Raw genomic sequence first — 17,814 nt, forward strand, 5'->3', positions numbered from 1 at the left:
CCCCCGAAAGTTTGTCATTTATCCCCTTTATAATGGAAAATAGCCCAATAAACATGACAAAAGGACGCGTTTTTTGTCACCTTTGAAACGAAAATGAAATATTTTATACCCTTAAAAACTTTTTTTAAGAACGAATAAGTAAGAAATTAGTCACATGAAGTCAAGACTATTTCTGTTGGGAATCTATCCTTATAATAGAAACCAATAAGATTAATTTAAAAAAAGAGATACATATATAGAGAGAGATAAACATTGGGGAGGAAAATATGAAAAAGCAAATCATTACAGCTACGTCAGCAGTGGTTTTAGGATCGACACTATTTGCAGGAGCGGCATCTGCACAAAGCATCCAGGTGAAAAAAGGCGACACGTTATGGGGACTTTCAAGAAAATACGACACAACGATCGGTAAAATTAAATCAGAGAACAGCCTTCATTCAGACATGATTTACGCAGGGCAGACTTTATCAATTAACGGCAAAACTTCAAGTTCAAAAAGCAGCAGCTCTTCCAGTTCTTCATCTTCTACATACAAAGTAAAGAGCGGGGACAGCCTTTGGAAAATTTCAAAAACATATGGCATGACAGTCAGTGAACTGAAAAAAGTGAATGGCTTAAAGTCAGACTTGCTTCGTATCGGACAAGTCCTGAAACTGAAAGGTTCAACAAGTTCTAGCAGCTCTAGTTCATCGAAGGTATCAACGTCTTCAACTTCCACTTATAAAGTGAAGCGCGGGGACAGTCTGTCTAAAATCGCAAAGCAATACGGCACGACGGTTAGCAAGTTAAAAAGCTTAAACGGCTTAAAATCAGATTTGATTTATGTCAACCAAGTGTTGAAAGTGAAAGGAACAAGCACAAGCTCAAAAACTGTTTCTTCCGGCTCTTCATCATCTTCAAGCAGCAAAGCACCATCTACTACATCACTTAATGTTAGCAAGCTGGTTTCTGATGCGAAGGCGTTAAGCGGAACGCCATACAAATGGGGCGGAACAACGACTTCCGGCTTTGACTGCAGCGGATTTATCTGGTACGTGCTGAATAAACAAACAAGTGTGGGCAGAACAAGCACTGCGGGATACTGGAGTTCTATGGAGAGCATTTCCAGCCCGTCTGTCGGTGATTTTGTCTTCTTCACAACATATAAATCCGGCCCTTCTCACATGGGGATTTATGTCGGCAACAACAATTTCGTTCATGCAGGATCTAACGGTGTTCAGATCAGCAGCCTGGACAACAGCTACTGGAAGCCTCGTTACCTCGGTGCGAAAAGATTCTAATTTTAAAAGGAAACCCGTTCATTGGAACGGGTTTTTTCATTAGGCGGAGAATCTCCGATTTGGTTGCTCCTAAAAATGAAAATGTGATAAAAAGTCCAAGAATTTTTTTTCTTTCTTATTTTCATAAAGGGCGATTGCATAAGCGCCGGCATAGGGAAGCTGTACAGATTGATAAGGGATTCTGATCATCTGTTTCTCTGCCAACTCACGCTTTACTGTCGATAAGGGCAGAAATGAAACCCCGAGCCCTTCCTTGATAAACCGTTTCGTTATATGTGTTTGAGTGACTTTCATTGTTCTCACAAATGGAAATGTCACTCTGACTTGACGGAGCAAGTCGTCCCAGTAATCAGGATGATTGTGGGTCAAAAGCAGGTATTGCTCCAGCACCTCTTTGGCATCAATTTCTTTGTCTGCCATGAAACGCTGATCGGGCGGGGCAACAAGGACTACCGGGTCTTTATATAAGCAGTGGCAGGTTAAAGAGGAAGACTGTACCTTTAAACAGCTCAGCCCGATATCTGCTTCCCCGGCTTTAATCAGCGACGCGATTTCCGCCGATTCAAAAATCGTCACTGCCATTTCTGTTTCTGTATTCATTGCTGTGTACCGCTTCATGACAGAAGGAAGCACTGTATCTGCGATAAGCGGAGAAACCGCGAGCTGTAAGGTTTGAGAGTAGCCTTGTCTCACTCTGTGAAGCTCTGCCATGCTGTTTTCGTAATCATCAAGCAGCCTGAGCGCATACGGCAAATAAGCCCTGCCTTCATCAGTCAGCTGGATCTGCCTGCCCTTTCGTTCGAACAGTTTGCAGCTGATTTCTTTTTCTAATTGCTTGATATGTACGGTTACAGTGGGCTGAGATAAAAAAAGCGTTTCCGCTGTTTTCCGGAAGTTTTCATATTTCGCAGCAGTCACGAAGGTGTGAAGCCATTTGAAATCCATTTCTATTCTCCCTCTGATTAATATTTTTAATTAATATCCTTTAAAATATTCAATATTTTTTAAATATTATATTTACTATAATAACAGAAAAGGATAGGGGGAATACAAATGGTACATTACGGATTAAAGGGAATTACATGTGTGGAAACATCCATCAGCCATATTGACGGTGAAAAAGGCCGCCTGATTTACAGAGGCCACCATGCAAAAGACATCGCACTGAATCACAGCTTTGAAGAAGCCGCTTATTTGATCTTATTTGGAAAGCTGCCTTCATCGGAGGAATTACAGACATTTGAAGATAAGCTGACTGCTGAGCGGCATCTGCCGGAACACATCGAACGATTGATTCAGTCACTGCCAAACAACATGGACGACATGTCGGTGCTGAGAACGGTTGTTTCAGCATTGGGGGAAAATGCGTACACGTTCTATCCGAAAACAGAAGAAGCAATTCGGCTGATTGCCATCACGCCTTCCATCATTGCGTATAGAAAACGATGGGCGCGCGGTGAACAAGCAATTACACCATCTTCCCAGTACGGACATGTCGAAAACTACTATTATATGCTCACAGGTGAACAGCCTTCAGAGGCAAAAAAGAAAGCGCTTGAAACCTATATGATTCTGGCCATGGAGCACGGCATGAACGCATCCACTTTTTCTGCACGGGTCACATTATCTACAGAGAGTGATTTAGTGTCAGCCGTCACTACCGCTCTCGGCACGATGAAAGGCCCGCTGCACGGAGGGGCTCCCTCAGCGGTGACAAAAATGCTTGAAGACATTGGAGAAAAAGAACATGCTGAAGCATACCTGAAAGAAAAACTGGAACAAGGAGAGCGCCTGATGGGATTCGGGCACAGGGTGTACAAGACGAGGGACCCGCGGGCAGAAGCTTTGAGACAGAAAGCAGAAGAAGTGGCCGGCAATGACCGCGATCTTGATCTTGCGCTGCATGTAGAAGCAGAGGCAATTCGTTTGCTTGAAATCTATAAACCAGGACGCAAGCTGTATACAAATGTTGAGTTTTATGCGGCTGCTGTGATGAAGGCCATCGACTTTGACGATGAATTGTTTACACCAACCTTTTCAGCAAGCCGAATGGTAGGGTGGTGCGCCCATGTGCTGGAACAAGCAGAAAACAATATGATTTTCCGTCCGTCAGCGAAATATACAGGCACCATTCCTGAAGAAGTTCTTTCATAACAAAACATATTTTGCCGTTTATTCGCTTCTATGGCGTGGTAACGTTCAGTATCAACCACATGTCTAGGAGTGATGAATATGAACCCAATGGACAGACAAACAGAAGGGCAAGAGCCGCAGCATCAGGACAGACAGCCGGGCATTGAGTCAGAAATGAATCCGCTGCCTCTGTCAGAGGACGAGGATTATCAAGGAAGCGGAAAGCTGAAAGGGAAAGTTGCCATCATTACCGGGGGCGACAGCGGCATAGGGAGAGCAGCAGCTATTGCGTTTGCTAAAGAAGGGGCTGATGTATCCATTCTTTACTTAGATGAGCATTCTGACGCAGAGGAAACGCGTAAACGAATCGAAAAGGAAAATGTCCGCTGCCTGCTTATCCCGGGAGATGTTGGGGACGAGAATCATTGTGAACAAGCTGTGCAGCAAACAGCGGATCACTTTGGCCAACTTGATATCTTGGTGAACAACGCTGCTGAACAGCATCCGCAGGACAGTATTCTCAATATTTCAACAGAACAGCTGGAAAAGACATTTCGCACAAACATTTTTTCCATGTTTCATATGACGAAGAAAGCTTTGCCTCACTTTAAAGAGGGAAGTGCCATCATTAATACGACATCGATTACCGCTTATGAAGGGGATACGGCATTAATTGATTACTCCAGCACAAAGGGTGCGATTGTTTCCTTTACGCGATCCATGGCGATGTCGCTTGCGGATAAAGGCATCAGAGTGAATGCGGTGGCGCCTGGTCCGATTTGGACGCCGCTTATTCCGGCGACATTCCCGGAAGAAAAAGTGAAACAGCACGGCTTGGACACGCCAATGGGAAGACCGGGGCAGCCGGTTGAGCATGCAGGTGCATATGTCCTGCTGGCGTCTGACGAATCGTCCTATATGACAGGGCAGACCATTCATGTAAATGGCGGCCGTTTTATTTCAACATAATCAACGAAAAACCAGCGTGATCGCTGGTTTTTTTATGTGAGGAGATATTTCAAGATAAGAATTTGTCGACTTTTCTGACAATTAGGTTTTCATTTTTGTGATTTTATATATAATATTGTTAGGAGAAAGGAATGATTCGCTCACCGGTACAAATAGAGTAAAAAAAAAGAAAATTGACCATTATCGCTCATGGAATTCAGAAAATTCAAATAAAATATATATAAATAGATAATTAGTCTAGGAGTTGAAGGGGAATGAAAGGGAGCGTATTTAGGAAGAAAAGCATTCAGGATTTAATCGCTGCGACGAGCGGTGAAAAATCTTTAAAAAGAGAATTAGGGGCATTCGATTTAACATTGCTCGGAATCGGAGCCATTATTGGCACAGGGATTTTTGTGCTGACGGGAACAGGTGCAGTCACGGCAGGTCCCGGGCTGACCATTTCATTTGTTGTGGCGGCGCTGGCTTGTTTATTCGCCGCCCTGTCTTACGCAGAATTTGCTTCAAGTGTGCCTGTTTCAGGTTCGGTGTATACATTCACGTATGCGACATTGGGAGAGCTTTTGGCCTTTATTATCGGGTGGGATTTAATTTTAGAGTACATGCTGGCGGTAAGTGCGGTGTCAGTCGGCTGGTCTGGTTATTTCCAATCGTTTTTATCAGGGCTGGGCATTCATCTTCCGGTTGCTTTAACAGCGGCACCGGGGGCGGTGGAGGGCACATTTACCATCTTTAATCTGCCTGCCTTTGTGATTGTGATGGCGATAACGTTTTTGCTTTATTTAGGCATCAAAGAATCAAAAAGAGTCAACAACATCATGGTGATCTTGAAAGTGCTGGTTGTTTTGCTGTTTATCGCGGTGGCAGCCGTTTATGTGAAGCCGCATAACTGGCAGCCGTTTATGCCGATGGGCTTTGGCGGCGTATTCAGCGCAGCGGCGCTCGTATTTTTTGCTTTTATCGGATTTGACGCTGTATCCTCTGCTGCGGAAGAGACAAAAAATCCTGCGAAGGATCTGCCTAAAGGCATAATATTCTCTTTATTGGTTTGCACGATTTTATATGTCACTGTATCAGCCATCATGACAGGGGTTATCCCGTTTGCACAGTTTGCGGGCGTGGATCATCCGGTTTCTCTTGTTCTCCAAAGCGCCGGGCAAAATTGGGTGGCAGGCATCATTGATATTGGCGCTGTTTTGGGGATGACAACAGTTATGCTCGTGATGCTTTATGGGCAGACACGCGTCATGTTTGCTATGTCGCGTGACGGACTGGTGCCGGGCTCACTTTCTAAGGTCCATCCAAAGCACAAAACACCTTATGTGGCCACTTGGTTTTTCGGCACAATGTCGGCGCTCCTCGGCTCACTTGTTCCACTGGATGAACTTGCAAAACTGGTAAACATCGGAACACTGTCAGCGTTTGTGCTTATCTCTGTGGCAGTGATCGTTTTGAGAAAGAAACAGCCTGATCTACCGAGAGCCTTTACATGTCCGGGGGTTCCAGTGATCCCGGGTCTGGCGATTCTGTTCTGTCTGTTCTTAATTTTAAATCTTGGATGGGTGACGATTGTCCGCTTCCTTGTGTGGCTGTTAATCGGATTGGCAATCTATTTCTTGTATTCAAGAAAGCATTCAAAATTAAATCAATAATCTTGTGGTTAAGAGAGCGGTCATTCAGGACGCTCTCTCTTTTGTGTTCTTGGTAAATGAATCTATAGAAATGAAGACAAAAATAAGAGATAATATAGGGTGGAAAGGAAGTGACGTTTATTGTCTGAGCAAAAACCAGTCCAATGGGCTTCGAAAATCGGTTTCGTCATGGCAGCCGCCGGCTCGGCTATCGGCTTGGGCGCGATTTGGAAGTTCCCTTATGTAGCAGGGACCAATGGGGGAGGCGCCTTTTTTCTTATCTTCGTGTTATTTACCATTCTCTTAGGCTATCCGCTTTTAGTGGGAGAGTTTATTTTTGGAAGACGGAACCAGACGAATGCCATTGATGCATATAAAAAAGAAGCGCCGCGAACTGCTTGGTTTCTCACGGGATGGGTCGGTGTAGCCGCATGTTTCTTAGTGCTGTCGTTTTACAGTGTAATCGGAGGGTGGATTTTGCTGTATATCGTGAAAACAGCATCTGGTTCACTTTCCGGGCTTTCTCAAGAACAGTTTGGAACCCTGTTTGCTTCTATTATTCAAAATCCGATGCAGACGCTCGCGGCTCAGTTTGTTTTTATGGTGCTGACTGTCTTGGTCGTCGCCAGAGGGGTTCAAAAAGGGATTGAACGGGTCAGCGCGGTGATCATGCCGATTTTGTTTTTATTGTTTATTCTGCTCGTTCTTCGGTCACTCACGCTTGATGGTGCGATGGAAGGCGTAAAATTTTTGCTTGTGCCTCATTTCGGTAATTTGACTCCGGAATCTATATTATTCGCGCTGGGACAGGCCTTCTTTACGTTAACACTGGGGGTTTCGGTGATGGTGACTTACAGCTCTTATTTGCCGAAAACGCAAAATGTCCCTCGTTCGGCAGCCTCCATTGTCGTGATGAATATCATTGTGACACTCTTGGCGGGCCTGGCCATTTTTCCGGCGGTTTTTTCATTCGGTTTTCAGCCAAATGAAGGTCCGACATTGCTGTTTACAGTGCTTCCGGCCGTTTTTGAACAGCTTCCGTTCGGCACGTTGTTTTTTATCGGCTTTCTCGTTGCGTTTTTATTTGCAGCCTTAACCTCAGCGTTTTCGATGGTTGAAATTATTGTCGCCACAATCGGAAAAGGGGACGAAAAGAAGAGAAAAAAATTGTCATGGACAAGCGGGCTGTTGATCTTTTTGGTCGGAATCCCTTGTTGCTTGTCTTATGGCGTATTGAGCGATGTGAACATATTCGGTAAAACGTTTTTTGATATTGCCGATTTTACTGTCAGCAATGTTTTGATGCCATTAGGCGCTTTGTTAATTTCTCTTTTTATCCCGCTCAAAATTTCGAAGCACGAGCTTTTAGCAGAAATGAGAAACGGATCAAATGCAGGTAAAGCATTCTTTTATACATGGTTTTATTTGCTTCGTTTTATCGTACCGCTGGCCATTATTATCGTATTCTTAAATTTAATCGGGATTTTATCATTTTAAACAACAGGCTCCGTTTCCGGGGCCTGTTTTCTTATTTAATAAGACGATATCAACGGTGCCCATGCCGTTTTCAGTTTTTGGATCCCGTGCCTGATGTCCTTCTGACAAACCGCCATAACCGATTAAAACAGAAACAAATGGCGGCTGTCCTTTATAAGAGGGAGATACGGGATAGATGGTTACGCCATTGTCGGCAGCAGCACTAATCGCTTCTTCTTCACTTGCCGGAAACAAAAGCCGCAGGAGGATATGAAGACCGGAATTTTTTCCGAGAACCTCAACGCTGTTCCCTAGTTCAGACCGTATGGCTTCTAACAGGACAGCGTGTTTTTTTCGGTATAAGGCTCTCATTCTGTTTACATGCTTTTGCCACTCTCCGCTTTCGATGAAGTCTGCCAGTGCCATTTGAGAGTGGGAAGAGACCGTTTGTTTCATTAAGTGAGCGTTTTTTCTGACCGATTCCATGAGTGCAGGGGGCAAGATCATGTAGCTGAGCCGCAAGGAAGGCAGCAGTGACTTTGAAAAAGTGCCGAGATATATGACTCTGCCATTTGGATCAAGACCCTGCAAAGACGGAATGGGCTGGCCGCTGTAGCGAAATTCCCCATCGTAATCATCTTCTATAATGAACGAGTTTGCTTCCTTTGCCCATGCCAGAAGCTCTTGTCTTCGGGTTATCGTCATAATGCTCCCGAGCGGAAACTGATGCGAAGGAGTCGTATACACGAGAGATGGATTCTGCGCTTTAAGCTCACCCGGCAGGACGCCTTCTTCATCAGAATAAATCGGAATGACATGCATGCGATTTGCTTCAAATAATCTTCTTGAACGATGAAAACCCGGTTCTTCAAACCCGATTTTTGTGCCGTGCTTAAGCGTAAGACAAAGAATTTGCAGAAGCACGGTCGTTCCTGCACCAATCATGATCTGGCCGGGCTCGCAAATGACACCCCTTGACAGCCTGACGAAACGGGTAATCATGCGCCTGAGTTCAGGCTCTCCTTGAGGGTCTCCAGAGGTGTGGCCGGAATAGCGGTCCAGACTTTTTACGATGCTTTTTCTCCATGCGTTAAAGGGGAAGCGGGCCGGATCGACATTGCCTTGATGAAAGTCAATAACAGGTGCGTTCTCTTCAGGCAAGACCTGTTGCACAGACTGCTGAAAATAGTCAGGAGCCGCTGGGAATCTGCTTCTACTCCCGCCGCGAACCAGCCGATTTTTGGTTTGCTTTTGACATAGCCCTCAGCAGTTAATTGCTCGTAAGCATGTTCAATTGTTGCTGTACTGACACCGAGCAAGACAGAGAGCCTGCGTTTTGACGGAAGTTTTGTTCCTTTCGTAATTCTCGCGTGTGAAATTTCTTGTTTGAAAAAGATATAAAGCTGCTCATACAGCGGTGTTTTGCTTTTTTTATCAAGAAACGGCGTGATATCCATCTCGAGTCTCCTTTATATCTGGCATGGTCATGTTTTTTGATATTGGCTATTTGGTAAATGCCATTTATTAGCTATGATCATTGTAACGAAAGGAAAGGGGATTGAGAAGATGATTCATATGAAACAGTTAACTACGAAAGAAGAATGGGCTGAATCGTATCCGGTTATGAGTGAATTGAGAACAGAACTGGATGAAGAAACGTATTTACAAAGGCTTGACGCCTGTGTGCAGCAAGAATCGTATATGCTGTTTGCCTTATATGAGGATACGGCAATCAGGGCGCTGTGCGGCGCGCTGCCGAGGGTTTCCATTCACAAGGGAGAGCATTTGTGGATTGCGGATCTTGTGACAACCGCGCCTTGCCGATCAAAGGGATACGGCAAATTACTTTTGGATTATGCCGCAGACTGGGCAAGAAAAGCCGGACTTGGCTTTGTCAGTCTTTCATCTGGCCTTCAGCGTAAAGACGCACACCGATTTTATATAGACAAAATGGGTTTTACGATAGAAAGCTACTTGTTTAGAAAGCCGCTGTAATCAAAAAAGACGCCCCTTCAGGCGTCTTCTTTTAAAAGCCAAACTGTAAATTAGTATCTACAGATACAATGGTATACACACAAATAATCACAAATAGATTCAGGATGACACCGAGCAGGCCTGGCCCGGTGCGCCCTCTCTTGATGAAGAGTTCAATAATGCCAAACGGAACGGCGGCCATGGCGAACGGAAGCATTTGATAGGAATAAATTGTGACATTGCTGATAATCGCCAAATTCAGCAAGAGCAGGGACAGAATTGCTGTCCCGACTGAAATCCAGCCGAATACATTGTGTTCTTTAAAAATTCTTACCAGTTCCATAATTCCACCTCGCCGACATTCGCTGATTTTACAGATTTGTTTTTCAGCATGCTCTGGATTTCCTTGGTTGGGCCTGTAACGACCGAGCCGTATACATTGACACCGTTTTTCTCTACATAATCCAATCGTTTAACCACATTCAGGTCTTTTCGTTTTGAAATAACCTGCGCCCATTTTTCGTGCTTGGACATGAATGTCAAGGCGTTGATAAAATGATCGCCATTTGACTTGCCTTTTGTATTAAGCGCAGCCAAGAACTTTGAATCTTTCCCGGGATAGCCAAGCGGCTCTGCGTATACTTTCTCATTGTTGTTGTTCTCTGTTTCAATTGCATTCCACAAAAAGCTCACATCATACCCTTTGAATTTGTTATATATTTCTTTTGTCGGGTATGCACGGTCATATGAAAGGTAGACCTCGGAAACCGTTCCTTCGGGCAATGTCTTTAACGTTTGGTCAGCTTTTGCAGTGGATTGTTCAGACGCATTTGATGGGTGTGTAAAGTAATGGCCGGTTTTATGCACTTCTAAATCATAGTAGTTAACGACAGGCGCTTTCACTTTATTATAAAACATTTCAACTCGTTCATTCCCCACTGCGACTGTCTTCGTACCGATCTGCTTTTGCAGCGGGAATTCGGTATTCATGCCAAATAACTTCACTTGGCTTTTCAGTCCGGATGTATCGACAAGAACATTTGGCATGGTCAGGGCTACAGTGACTGCGGCGGTTTCCATAAACTCATTGCCGGTGCTTTGTTTTCCTCCCATTCCGTAATAAAGGTAGCTTCCCAGCGTGCAAAGCGGCAAAATCATCAAGGTCGAAATAACGGCAAGGACAGAAATTCGTAAATAAGACTTGCGTTTCCCATAGGCTAAAATCGCTTTTTGTTTTTCTGGACTGATGCTGACATCCCAATCGTTATCGTCCTCTAGCTCGCTATCAATCAGTTCCTGATACACTTCGAGCTTCTCTAGTTCTTCCTCAAATGCGGTCATTTCCCGGTCGCTCATTTCCCCATTTTTATATTGATCAAAACGCTTTTTAAATTCTTCATTCATCATTAACACCTCTATTATAAAGTGCTTTCAGCCGCTGTCTGGCGCGAAATAAAACACTTTTAAAATTCGCCTCTGAAATATTCATAATATGCGATGCTTCTTTGTAATTTAGCTCTTTTAAATAATATAGCGTTAAGGCCTCCCGATAATTATCGGGGAGCTCGGACATATAACCAGTCAGCACTTCCTTTATCTCTACCTGATGAGCAGGGCTCTGAACAGCACTTTGAAAGAGGCTTCCGATTAAGTCATCAGAAATGGTTACTTCTTTCTTATGCTTTCTGACGTAATCAATGAAGGCGTTTCGCGCCACTTGAAAAAGCCAGGGCTTTACTTTGCTGTGATCATAGGAGTGAATGTGTATGTATGCCCGCATAAAGGTTTCCTGCAGCAAGTCCTCGGCAAGATGCTTGTCTTTTGTCATGGAGAGCAGGAACCTGTAAACATCATTCATGTACATTTGATAAATTTCATCGATCGTCACTGCCTTTTCTCCCCTCTATGTTATACACGCATAAGAAAGGTTTAAAGTTGCACATTACATGCAAACGGCTTTTTATACCTCATCAAACACCATTCCTATATAGTACCTAAAAATGGCCGCGAAAGATAGTACCGAGAAATGTTTAACATTTTTTCCAGTGGGGAAAAGAGAGTGAAAAAAGAAGGAGTGGCACAATGGAATATACCAGTATAGCAGACACCGAAATAAAAGCCTCCAGAATCGGCCTGGGCACATGGGCGATTGGCGGAACCATGTGGGGAGGCACTGACGAGAAACAATCAATCAAAACCATCCGCGCCGCTCTTGATGAGGGGATCACACTGATTGACACCGCTCCGGCCTACGGCTTCGGGCAGTCCGAGGAAACCGTCGGGAAGGCGATCAAGGAGCACGGCAAAAGAGATCAGGTGATTCTCGCAACGAAAACGGCTGTGGACTGGAAGAACAACCAGCTCTTCCGCCATGCGAATAGAGCGAGAATCATAGAGGAAGTCGAGGCTTCTTTGAAACGGCTGCAAACGGATTATATTGATCTTTATCAGGTGCATTGGCCCGATCCGCTTGTGCCAATTGAAGAAACGGCGGAAGTCATGAAGGAATTATATGATGCCGGCAAAATCAGGGCGATTGGCGTCAGTAACTTTTCAGTTGAACAATTGGATACATTTCGCGCCATTGCACCGCTTCAAACGATTCAGCCTCCATATAATTTGTTTGAAAGAGAAATTGAAGAGAATGTTCTTCCATATGCGAAAGACAAACAGATTACAACGATATTATACGGCAGTTTATGCAGAGGGCTGCTAACAGGTAAAATGACCGAAGAGTACACGTTTGAGGGCGACGATCTGCGAAATCATGATCCAAAATTCCAGCAGCCCCGTTTTAAAGAGTATCTTTCTGCTGTTCATCAGTTGGATGAGCTGGCGCAGACACGTTATGGAAAATCAGTGATTCACTTGGCCGTCAGATGGATCTTAGATCAGCCGGGAGCGGATATCGCTCTTTGGGGGGCGAGAAAGCCTGAGCAGGTTGATGCGGTATCGAAGATTACAGACTGGACGCTGAGCAGTGAAGATCATAAAGACATCAATACCATATTGAAAAATACGATTTCAGACCCGGTCGGGCCCGAGTTTATGGCACCCCCGACCAGGGAGGAAATCTAACAAAAGCTGAGGGCGATCCTCAGCTTTTTGGCGTTTTAACCAGAGAAATCTTAAAAATTAGTACCAGGTAATAAAAAATGTTGTTATAATAGAAGCAGAAAGAATCATTGATTACGACAAAGGAAGTGCGATATGTATAAGTTTTGTGCAAATGCTTTAAAAGTTATTCTTTCTCTTCGCGGAGGAGTGAAGGTGTATAACAAAGAAAACCTTCCGGCCGATTCAGGTTTTGTCATCGCGTGTACACACTCCGGCTGGGTTGATGTGATCACACTCGGAGTCGGGATTCTTCCTTATCAAATACACTACATGGCGAAAAAAGAGCTTTTTCAAAATAAATGGATCGGTTCGTTCTTGAAGAAAATCAATGCCTTTCCGGTAGATCGTGAAAATCCCGGACCAAGCAGTATTAAAACCCCGATTAAGCTGCTGAAAGAAGGAGAGATCGTCGGTATCTTCCCGAGCGGAACAAGGACCTCTGAGGACGTGCCTTTAAAAAGAGGCGCGGTGACAATTGCGCAAATGGGGAAAGCGCCGCTCGTTCCCGCTGCATATAAAGGACCTTCAAGCGGAAAGGGATTATTCAAAAAAGGAAAAATGAAGCTCATTATCGGTGAGCCGCTTCAGCAGGCTGATTTTGCCCACCTGCCGTCAAAAGAAAGACTTGCAGCCATGACAGAGGCTTTAAATAACAGTATTAAAGAGCTTGAAAACAAGCTGGAACAGCTATAATCCACCAGTGCCCGCATTCCCCGATTTCCCGATTGTTTATAAGTTCCTTGGCAATTAGCTATACTATATAAGGAATTAATTATTGGGAAAGGTTACGGAAAATGATGAAAATTATCGTAGTAGGGGCTGGAATTCTAGGAGCGTCAACAGCGTATCAGTTAGCCAAAATGGGGGCTGAGGTTCTTGTCATAGATCGGAAAGATAAGGGACAGGCCACCCATGCAGCGAAAGGCATTATTTGTCCATGGCTGTCACCGAGGCGAAATCAGGCGTGGTACAAGCTGGCAAAGGCAGGAGCGCACTTTTACCCTTGTTTCATAGAGGAGCTTAGAAAAGCAGGCGAGATAGAAACGGGTTATGCTCCGGTTGGTGCTCTTAGTATTCATCACGAGAAAGAAAAGATTGAAAAGATTGAAAAACGGGTGCAAGAACGCAAACAAGACGCCCCGGAAATCGGAGACATTTCTTTTCTATCTGAATTCAAAACCGCCGGCATGTTTCCATTGCTGGCTAAACGGTACCATTCAATTCATATAAGCGGAGCCGCCCGAGTGGATGGCGAGATGCTGAGAGATGCATTATTGCGTGCTGCTCATAGAATGGGCGCCGTTTATTTAACAGGCGATGCCAAGCTCCAATATCATTCGAAACGAGTGACAGGAGTAACCGTCGGTGATGAATGTTATTCTGCTGACAAGGTGATTGTTTGTGCCGGTGTATGGGCAGACCAATTGCTGGCGCCTTTAGGCATTCGCTTTAAAGTAAGCGTGCAAAAAGCGCAGATCATATATGTACAGGTTCCTGACGCAAACAATATGGACAGCTGGCCTGCTGTCATGCCGCCTTCTAAGGAATATCTGTTAGCTTATGCTGACAAGAGAATGGCCATCGGAGCGACTCGTGAAGATGATATAGAAGGCCGTGATGAACGGATCACGGCAGGCGGGCTGCAGGAATTGTTGAACAAAGGATTGGAAATGGCTCCTGGTTTAGCAAACAGCACCTTTCAAGAAGCAAGAGTCGGTTTACGACCGATTACACCGGGTGATGTGCCGGTGATCGGACCTCTTCCCGGCTGGGACGGGATCATAGCGGCAAATGGCCTTGGATCGTCCGGTTTGACAATGGGACCTTATATGGGGCAACAGCTGGCGAAGCTGGCTCTTAAAATGGACGTAGACATCGATTTAGAAGAATATGATATAAAAAATGCAGCAGAAGTTCAATGAACATCCGCTGCTTTTTTGTTTTATATTTTGGATAATGAAAGCTGGTCCTCTGGCAGTGCTTTGAGTGAGCCGTCATTGTTTAATACAGAACGCCATGTATAACGGGGTTCATAACCGAGGATCTTTTTCGCTTTATCAATCGCCATCAGTGTTTCATATCCTTTTATATCCCGCTTTAAAGAGACTTCCGGGAAAAACCGCTTTACCAAGTCTTCACTCGGTTCTTTCATGATGGTATCCGGCGCCGTAATGTGGAAGAGCTCATTGCCGATATTGTTTTTTTCGATTGCAAGCAGGCAAGCGTGCGCAGCGTCTCTCACATCGCAATACGCCCATGCATTTTTCTTTTGGATATCCTTTTGCTTTTCGTTCCAATGCATGCCTGGAATTTTTTCATACTCATCAGGTTCATATATATTTGCAAAGCGGAGGGTGACAATTTGTGTATTCATCAGCTTTGAAAACATATCTGAAAGGATCTCGGTCAGACGCTTTGCCATTGCGTAAGACGATTTTACGATTGTCGGATGCTCTTCGTCTACAGGAAGGTAGCTGAGCTCTTTCGGCACAAACGGATATCCCAGCACCGTCTCGCTCGAAGCCCATACAAGCTTACGCACTTTAAAATCTTTACAAGCCTCCAAAATATTGAAGTTAACAAGCATATTATTTTCAAATATCGCCTGGGAGGGATTTCTGACATCGGTCGGAATATTCCCAAGATGGACCACAGCATCACAGCCCATAATAAGCTGGCATACTTGGCCGTAATCCCGCAAATCGGCTTGGATAAATGTTTTTGATGCTGATTCCTCTGTTAATACTCTATCTGATGCTGTTACATCGTGGCCGGCCTCCAATATTGTTCTTACGGCCCACCGTCCTATTTTACCTGCTGCTCCAGTTACCACTACTTTCATCATTTCACTCCTTTTTCTTGTTTTTAAATGAGATCCAGTTCCCTGATTAGAATTCCCGAGGATTCAGTTTTTATAAAAGAATAGGGAGGTTAGAAACAAAACATAATAAAAAAGACACCTCAATAAAAGGTGTCTTTTTATATTATGCTTCTTTCGGTTCTCCAGCTTCAACCAGCTCTTCTGCCGCGAGTTTTTTGACTTCAATATAAGCGACGTGGTGGCCGTCGATTTCGTTAATGATAAATTCGCAGCCTTCTTCGATGATAGAATCATCTTTTTCAACATCGTATTTTTGGGTAAGGAACCAGCCGCCGATCGTATCGACTTCTTCGTTCTCTAAATGAATGCCGAACAGGTCGTTTACTTGATCGATTAACACTTTTCCGTCAAGAATATAATGGCCTTCGCCGATTTTGCGGATTTCGTTAATTTCATCAATATCAAATTCATCGCGGATTTCGCCGACAATTTCTTCGATGATGTCTTCAACCGTCACAAGCCCGGCCGTACCGCCGTATTCATCAGACAGGATGGCCATGTGGACTCTGTCTTTTTGCATTTTGACAAGCAGGTCTTGGATCGGCGCGGATTCAATGACATGAATGATCGGGTTGACGAATTGAGAAATGGTGGAATCAACAGATACCTCGCCGCTGATGCAGGCGGTCAGCACTTCTTTAATATTAATAACCCCGATAATGTTATCTTTATCGCCCTCTTCTACAGGATAGCGGGTATATTTTTCGATCTGAATGATGTCCATCATTTCAGAAATCTTGATATCATGCGGAAGGCTGACAATTTCAGTCCGCGGAATCATAATTTCTTTCGCCAGCCTGTCGTCAAATTCAAAGATTTTATTCACATATTTAAACTCTGACTGGTTAATTTCACCGCTTTTATAGCTTTCAGACAGAATGATTCGCAACTCTTCTTCAGAGTGAGCCAGTTCGTTTTCTGAAACGGTCTCCAGGCCAAATGCTTTTGTCAATAACCGAGCGGAATTGTTCAAAAGCCAAATGAACGGGAACATGATGCGGTAAAACCAAATCAGCGGTTTCGCAAACAGCATAGACACTGCTTCCGCCTTTTGGATGGCGACTGTCTTAGGCGCAAGTTCTCCAACAACAACGTGCAGGAACGTGATAATGGCATACGCAAAAATAAACGATATGACATGTGAAAGGGAACCTGGCACATTCAATTGTATGAAAAGCGGGTGAAGCAGCCTTTCAATTGTGGACTCGCCTAAAACCCCTAATCCAATGGAAGTCAATGTAATTCCGAGCTGACACGCAGATAAATATTCATCAAGATGCGTAGTCACTTTTTTTGCGGCTATTGCTGCTTTATTTCCTTCCGCGATCAGCTGATCGATTCGTGAGCCTCTGATTCTGATAATGGCAAACTCAGAGGCCACGAAAAATGCCGTCAGGGCGATTAAAACAGCAACTAAAATCAAATTCACTATGTCCAATTAGAACCTTCACTCTAGAATGAGAATGAAGGTAACACCTCCTGTTAGATAAAATGGTTTTAACTTAACAGCAGCATAAATGATTGGAACACGGCGAGCTTATCGGGTGGGAGCTTGTTTTTCAGCTTGTCACGATCCTCGGGCTTCAGCCGTTCAAACCGATGCAAGATTCCGGAGATATTTTGATTCATATGATCAATTTCTAATGCCAGTTTACCAATTTCATCATCAAGTTTAGCTGAAGAGGGAAACTGGTTCTCCAGTCGATCTTTAATATCGGACAGGGCCAATCGCTGCTTCTTGCAATCTACAATAAATATGAGTCGTTTAAGTGCATTTTCATCGTAGTAACGGTAATTTGAACAGGATCTGGCCGGCGTAAGCAGACCGATATTCGTATAATAATCAACTGTTCGTTTCGTTACTCCGGCAAGTTTTGCTAGTTCACTGATGCGATAAGTCTCAGCCCCATCTATATCCCTCCCAACCATCACGTTATAGTTATGAGAATAGTTTAATATATGAAGGGTGTCTTGCACAAGTTTATTGTTTTTGATGAGTTCGCGAAGCTAATTTAGGCAAGAATATAAATTTAGTGTGTTTTTTGAAAATATCATATAAAAGCATTGACTAAATGATACATATTTTGCATAATCAAGTGTGATACAGAACGAAACTGAAAAAGAAATAAGGGAAGCCATTCGATGTTGCGGCACGATGGTGGAACATAGGGAACATAAGCAGAGATCAAGGGAAATGGAAACAATCTCACAAGATTTCACCAGATTAATATCCTGGCGTGCTTAGCATTGATCTTGCGAACTTTATGATATACAATTTTTTATAGCTGTATATTTGATTATGTTGTTTTTATTTTTCTGAATATTCCGATTTTAATCCTTTGCACATAAAGGA

At 44.0% G+C, this 17,814-nt stretch carries 16 protein-coding genes and 1 pseudogene; 9 read left to right on the forward strand and 8 right to left on the reverse strand.

The window, feature by feature from the left end; genetic code table 11:
- Positions 1-266: 266 nt before the first annotated feature.
- Positions 267-1,280 (forward strand): LysM peptidoglycan-binding domain-containing protein, encoded by a 1,014-nt coding sequence (locus ABZM97_RS05260; protein ID WP_087991191.1) that lies wholly within the window; start codon positions 267-269, stop codon positions 1,278-1,280.
- Between the two features lie 69 nt (positions 1,281-1,349).
- Here ABZM97_RS05260 and citR read toward each other — a convergent pair whose 3' ends face one another.
- Complete coding sequence (gene citR / locus ABZM97_RS05265) at positions 1,350-2,225, reverse strand: transcriptional regulator CitR (RefSeq protein WP_087991192.1); 876 nt, start codon at positions 2,223-2,225, stop codon at positions 1,350-1,352.
- A gap of 108 nt (positions 2,226-2,333) precedes the next feature.
- Between citR and citA the strand changes: the two genes are divergently transcribed.
- From citA to ABZM97_RS05285, 4 genes are all read left to right on the forward strand, one after another.
- Positions 2,334-3,434 carry a citrate synthase CitA gene (gene citA / locus ABZM97_RS05270; protein ID WP_087991193.1) on the forward strand — a complete coding sequence of 367 codons (1,101 nt, stop codon included), beginning with the start codon at positions 2,334-2,336 and terminating at the stop codon, positions 3,432-3,434.
- A gap of 78 nt (positions 3,435-3,512) precedes the next feature.
- The gene (locus tag ABZM97_RS05275) at positions 3,513-4,382 is read left to right on the forward strand and encodes an SDR family oxidoreductase (protein ID WP_202328514.1); all 870 of its coding nucleotides are present in this window, start codon (positions 3,513-3,515) and stop codon (positions 4,380-4,382) included.
- A 254-nt stretch (positions 4,383-4,636) separates the two neighbouring features.
- Positions 4,637-6,034, forward strand: coding sequence for a branched-chain amino acid transporter BcaP (bcaP, locus tag ABZM97_RS05280; RefSeq protein WP_087991195.1), 1,398 nt, complete (start codon positions 4,637-4,639; stop codon positions 6,032-6,034).
- A 120-nt stretch (positions 6,035-6,154) separates the two neighbouring features.
- Positions 6,155-7,510 carry a sodium-dependent transporter gene (locus tag ABZM97_RS05285; RefSeq protein ID WP_087991196.1) on the forward strand — a complete coding sequence of 452 codons (1,356 nt, stop codon included), beginning with the start codon at positions 6,155-6,157 and terminating at the stop codon, positions 7,508-7,510.
- Positions 7,511-7,545: 35 nt separating this feature from the next.
- Here the strand turns inward: ABZM97_RS05285 and ABZM97_RS05290 are convergent.
- A pseudogene (locus ABZM97_RS05290) lies at positions 7,546-8,946 on the reverse strand (PLP-dependent aminotransferase family protein).
- A gap of 109 nt (positions 8,947-9,055) precedes the next feature.
- Here ABZM97_RS05290 and ABZM97_RS05295 point away from each other — a divergent pair.
- On the forward strand, positions 9,056-9,484 hold the full coding sequence (locus ABZM97_RS05295; RefSeq protein ID WP_087991198.1) for a GNAT family N-acetyltransferase: 429 nt from the start codon (positions 9,056-9,058) through the stop codon (positions 9,482-9,484).
- Positions 9,485-9,515: 31 nt separating this feature from the next.
- On the opposite strand, the gene ABZM97_RS05300 is transcribed toward ABZM97_RS05295, so the two are convergent.
- Genes ABZM97_RS05300 through sigM form a run of 3 tightly spaced genes read right to left on the reverse strand, consistent with a single transcriptional unit; the run spans position 9,516 to position 11,351 of the window.
- Positions 9,516-9,806, reverse strand: a complete 291-nt coding sequence (locus tag ABZM97_RS05300; protein WP_087991199.1) for an anti-sigma factor — start codon at positions 9,804-9,806, stop codon at positions 9,516-9,518.
- The gene (locus ABZM97_RS05305; RefSeq protein ID WP_367387291.1) at positions 9,794-10,870 is read right to left on the reverse strand and encodes an anti-sigma factor; all 1,077 of its coding nucleotides are present in this window, start codon (positions 10,868-10,870) and stop codon (positions 9,794-9,796) included. Before ABZM97_RS05305 ends, ABZM97_RS05300 begins: the two co-directional genes overlap by 13 nt.
- A complete protein-coding gene (gene sigM, locus ABZM97_RS05310) occupies positions 10,860-11,351 on the reverse strand; it encodes an RNA polymerase sigma factor SigM (protein ID WP_087991201.1) in 492 nt (163 codons plus the stop codon). Before sigM ends, ABZM97_RS05305 begins: the two co-directional genes overlap by 11 nt.
- Before the next feature lie 194 nt (positions 11,352-11,545).
- On the opposite strand from sigM, the gene ABZM97_RS05315 reads away from it, so the two are divergent.
- From ABZM97_RS05315 to ABZM97_RS05325, 3 genes are all read left to right on the forward strand, one after another.
- The gene (locus ABZM97_RS05315; protein WP_202328512.1) at positions 11,546-12,541 is read left to right on the forward strand and encodes an aldo/keto reductase; all 996 of its coding nucleotides are present in this window, start codon (positions 11,546-11,548) and stop codon (positions 12,539-12,541) included.
- A gap of 132 nt (positions 12,542-12,673) precedes the next feature.
- Positions 12,674-13,273 (forward strand): 1-acylglycerol-3-phosphate O-acyltransferase, encoded by a 600-nt coding sequence (locus ABZM97_RS05320; RefSeq protein ID WP_087991203.1) that lies wholly within the window; start codon positions 12,674-12,676, stop codon positions 13,271-13,273.
- 101 nt (positions 13,274-13,374) lie between these two features.
- A complete protein-coding gene (locus ABZM97_RS05325; protein ID WP_202328511.1) occupies positions 13,375-14,502 on the forward strand; it encodes an FAD-binding oxidoreductase in 1,128 nt (375 codons plus the stop codon).
- A gap of 20 nt (positions 14,503-14,522) precedes the next feature.
- Here the strand turns inward: ABZM97_RS05325 and ABZM97_RS05330 are convergent, their stop codons facing one another.
- The 3 genes from ABZM97_RS05330 to cueR all read right to left on the reverse strand — a co-directional run bounded on the left by ABZM97_RS05330 (position 14,523) and on the right by cueR (position 17,390).
- A complete protein-coding gene (locus tag ABZM97_RS05330) occupies positions 14,523-15,422 on the reverse strand; it encodes an NAD-dependent epimerase/dehydratase family protein (RefSeq protein ID WP_367387483.1) in 900 nt (299 codons plus the stop codon).
- Positions 15,423-15,564: 142 nt separating this feature from the next.
- Entirely contained in the window at positions 15,565-16,899 is a 1,335-nt protein-coding gene (locus ABZM97_RS05335) for a hemolysin family protein (RefSeq protein WP_087991206.1), read from the reverse strand.
- A 59-nt stretch (positions 16,900-16,958) separates the two neighbouring features.
- Entirely contained in the window at positions 16,959-17,390 is a 432-nt protein-coding gene (cueR, locus tag ABZM97_RS05340; protein WP_087991297.1) for a Cu(I)-responsive transcriptional regulator, read from the reverse strand.
- Positions 17,391-17,814 lie beyond the last annotated feature (424 nt).

It is taken from the genome of Bacillus vallismortis (assembly GCF_040784915.1).
GTDB lineage: Bacteria > Bacillota > Bacilli > Bacillales > Bacillaceae > Bacillus > Bacillus subtilis_G.

What these genes read in the sequence shown, in the direction of transcription:
- ABZM97_RS05260 (WP_087991191.1), top strand. Translation starts at nt 267, where the DNA reads ATGAAAAAGCAAATCATTACAGCTACGTCAGCAGTGGTTTTAGGATCG.
- citR (WP_087991192.1), bottom strand. Translation starts at nt 2,225, where the DNA reads ATGGATTTCAAATGGCTTCACACCTTCGTGACTGCTGCGAAATATGAA.
- citA (WP_087991193.1), top strand. Translation starts at nt 2,334, where the DNA reads ATGGTACATTACGGATTAAAGGGAATTACATGTGTGGAAACATCCATC.
- ABZM97_RS05275 (WP_202328514.1), top strand. Translation starts at nt 3,513, where the DNA reads ATGAACCCAATGGACAGACAAACAGAAGGGCAAGAGCCGCAGCATCAG.
- bcaP (WP_087991195.1), top strand. Translation starts at nt 4,637, where the DNA reads ATGAAAGGGAGCGTATTTAGGAAGAAAAGCATTCAGGATTTAATCGCT.
- ABZM97_RS05295 (WP_087991198.1), top strand. Translation starts at nt 9,056, where the DNA reads ATGATTCATATGAAACAGTTAACTACGAAAGAAGAATGGGCTGAATCG.
- ABZM97_RS05300 (WP_087991199.1), bottom strand. Translation starts at nt 9,806, where the DNA reads ATGGAACTGGTAAGAATTTTTAAAGAACACAATGTATTCGGCTGGATT.
- ABZM97_RS05305 (WP_367387291.1), bottom strand. Translation starts at nt 10,870, where the DNA reads ATGATGAATGAAGAATTTAAAAAGCGTTTTGATCAATATAAAAATGGG.
- ABZM97_RS05315 (WP_202328512.1), top strand. Translation starts at nt 11,546, where the DNA reads ATGGAATATACCAGTATAGCAGACACCGAAATAAAAGCCTCCAGAATC.
- ABZM97_RS05320 (WP_087991203.1), top strand. Translation starts at nt 12,674, where the DNA reads ATGTATAAGTTTTGTGCAAATGCTTTAAAAGTTATTCTTTCTCTTCGC.
- ABZM97_RS05325 (WP_202328511.1), top strand. Translation starts at nt 13,375, where the DNA reads ATGATGAAAATTATCGTAGTAGGGGCTGGAATTCTAGGAGCGTCAACA.
- ABZM97_RS05330 (WP_367387483.1), bottom strand. Translation starts at nt 15,422, where the DNA reads ATGAAAGTAGTGGTAACTGGAGCAGCAGGTAAAATAGGACGGTGGGCC.
- cueR (WP_087991297.1), bottom strand. Translation starts at nt 17,390, where the DNA reads ATGGTTGGGAGGGATATAGATGGGGCTGAGACTTATCGCATCAGTGAA.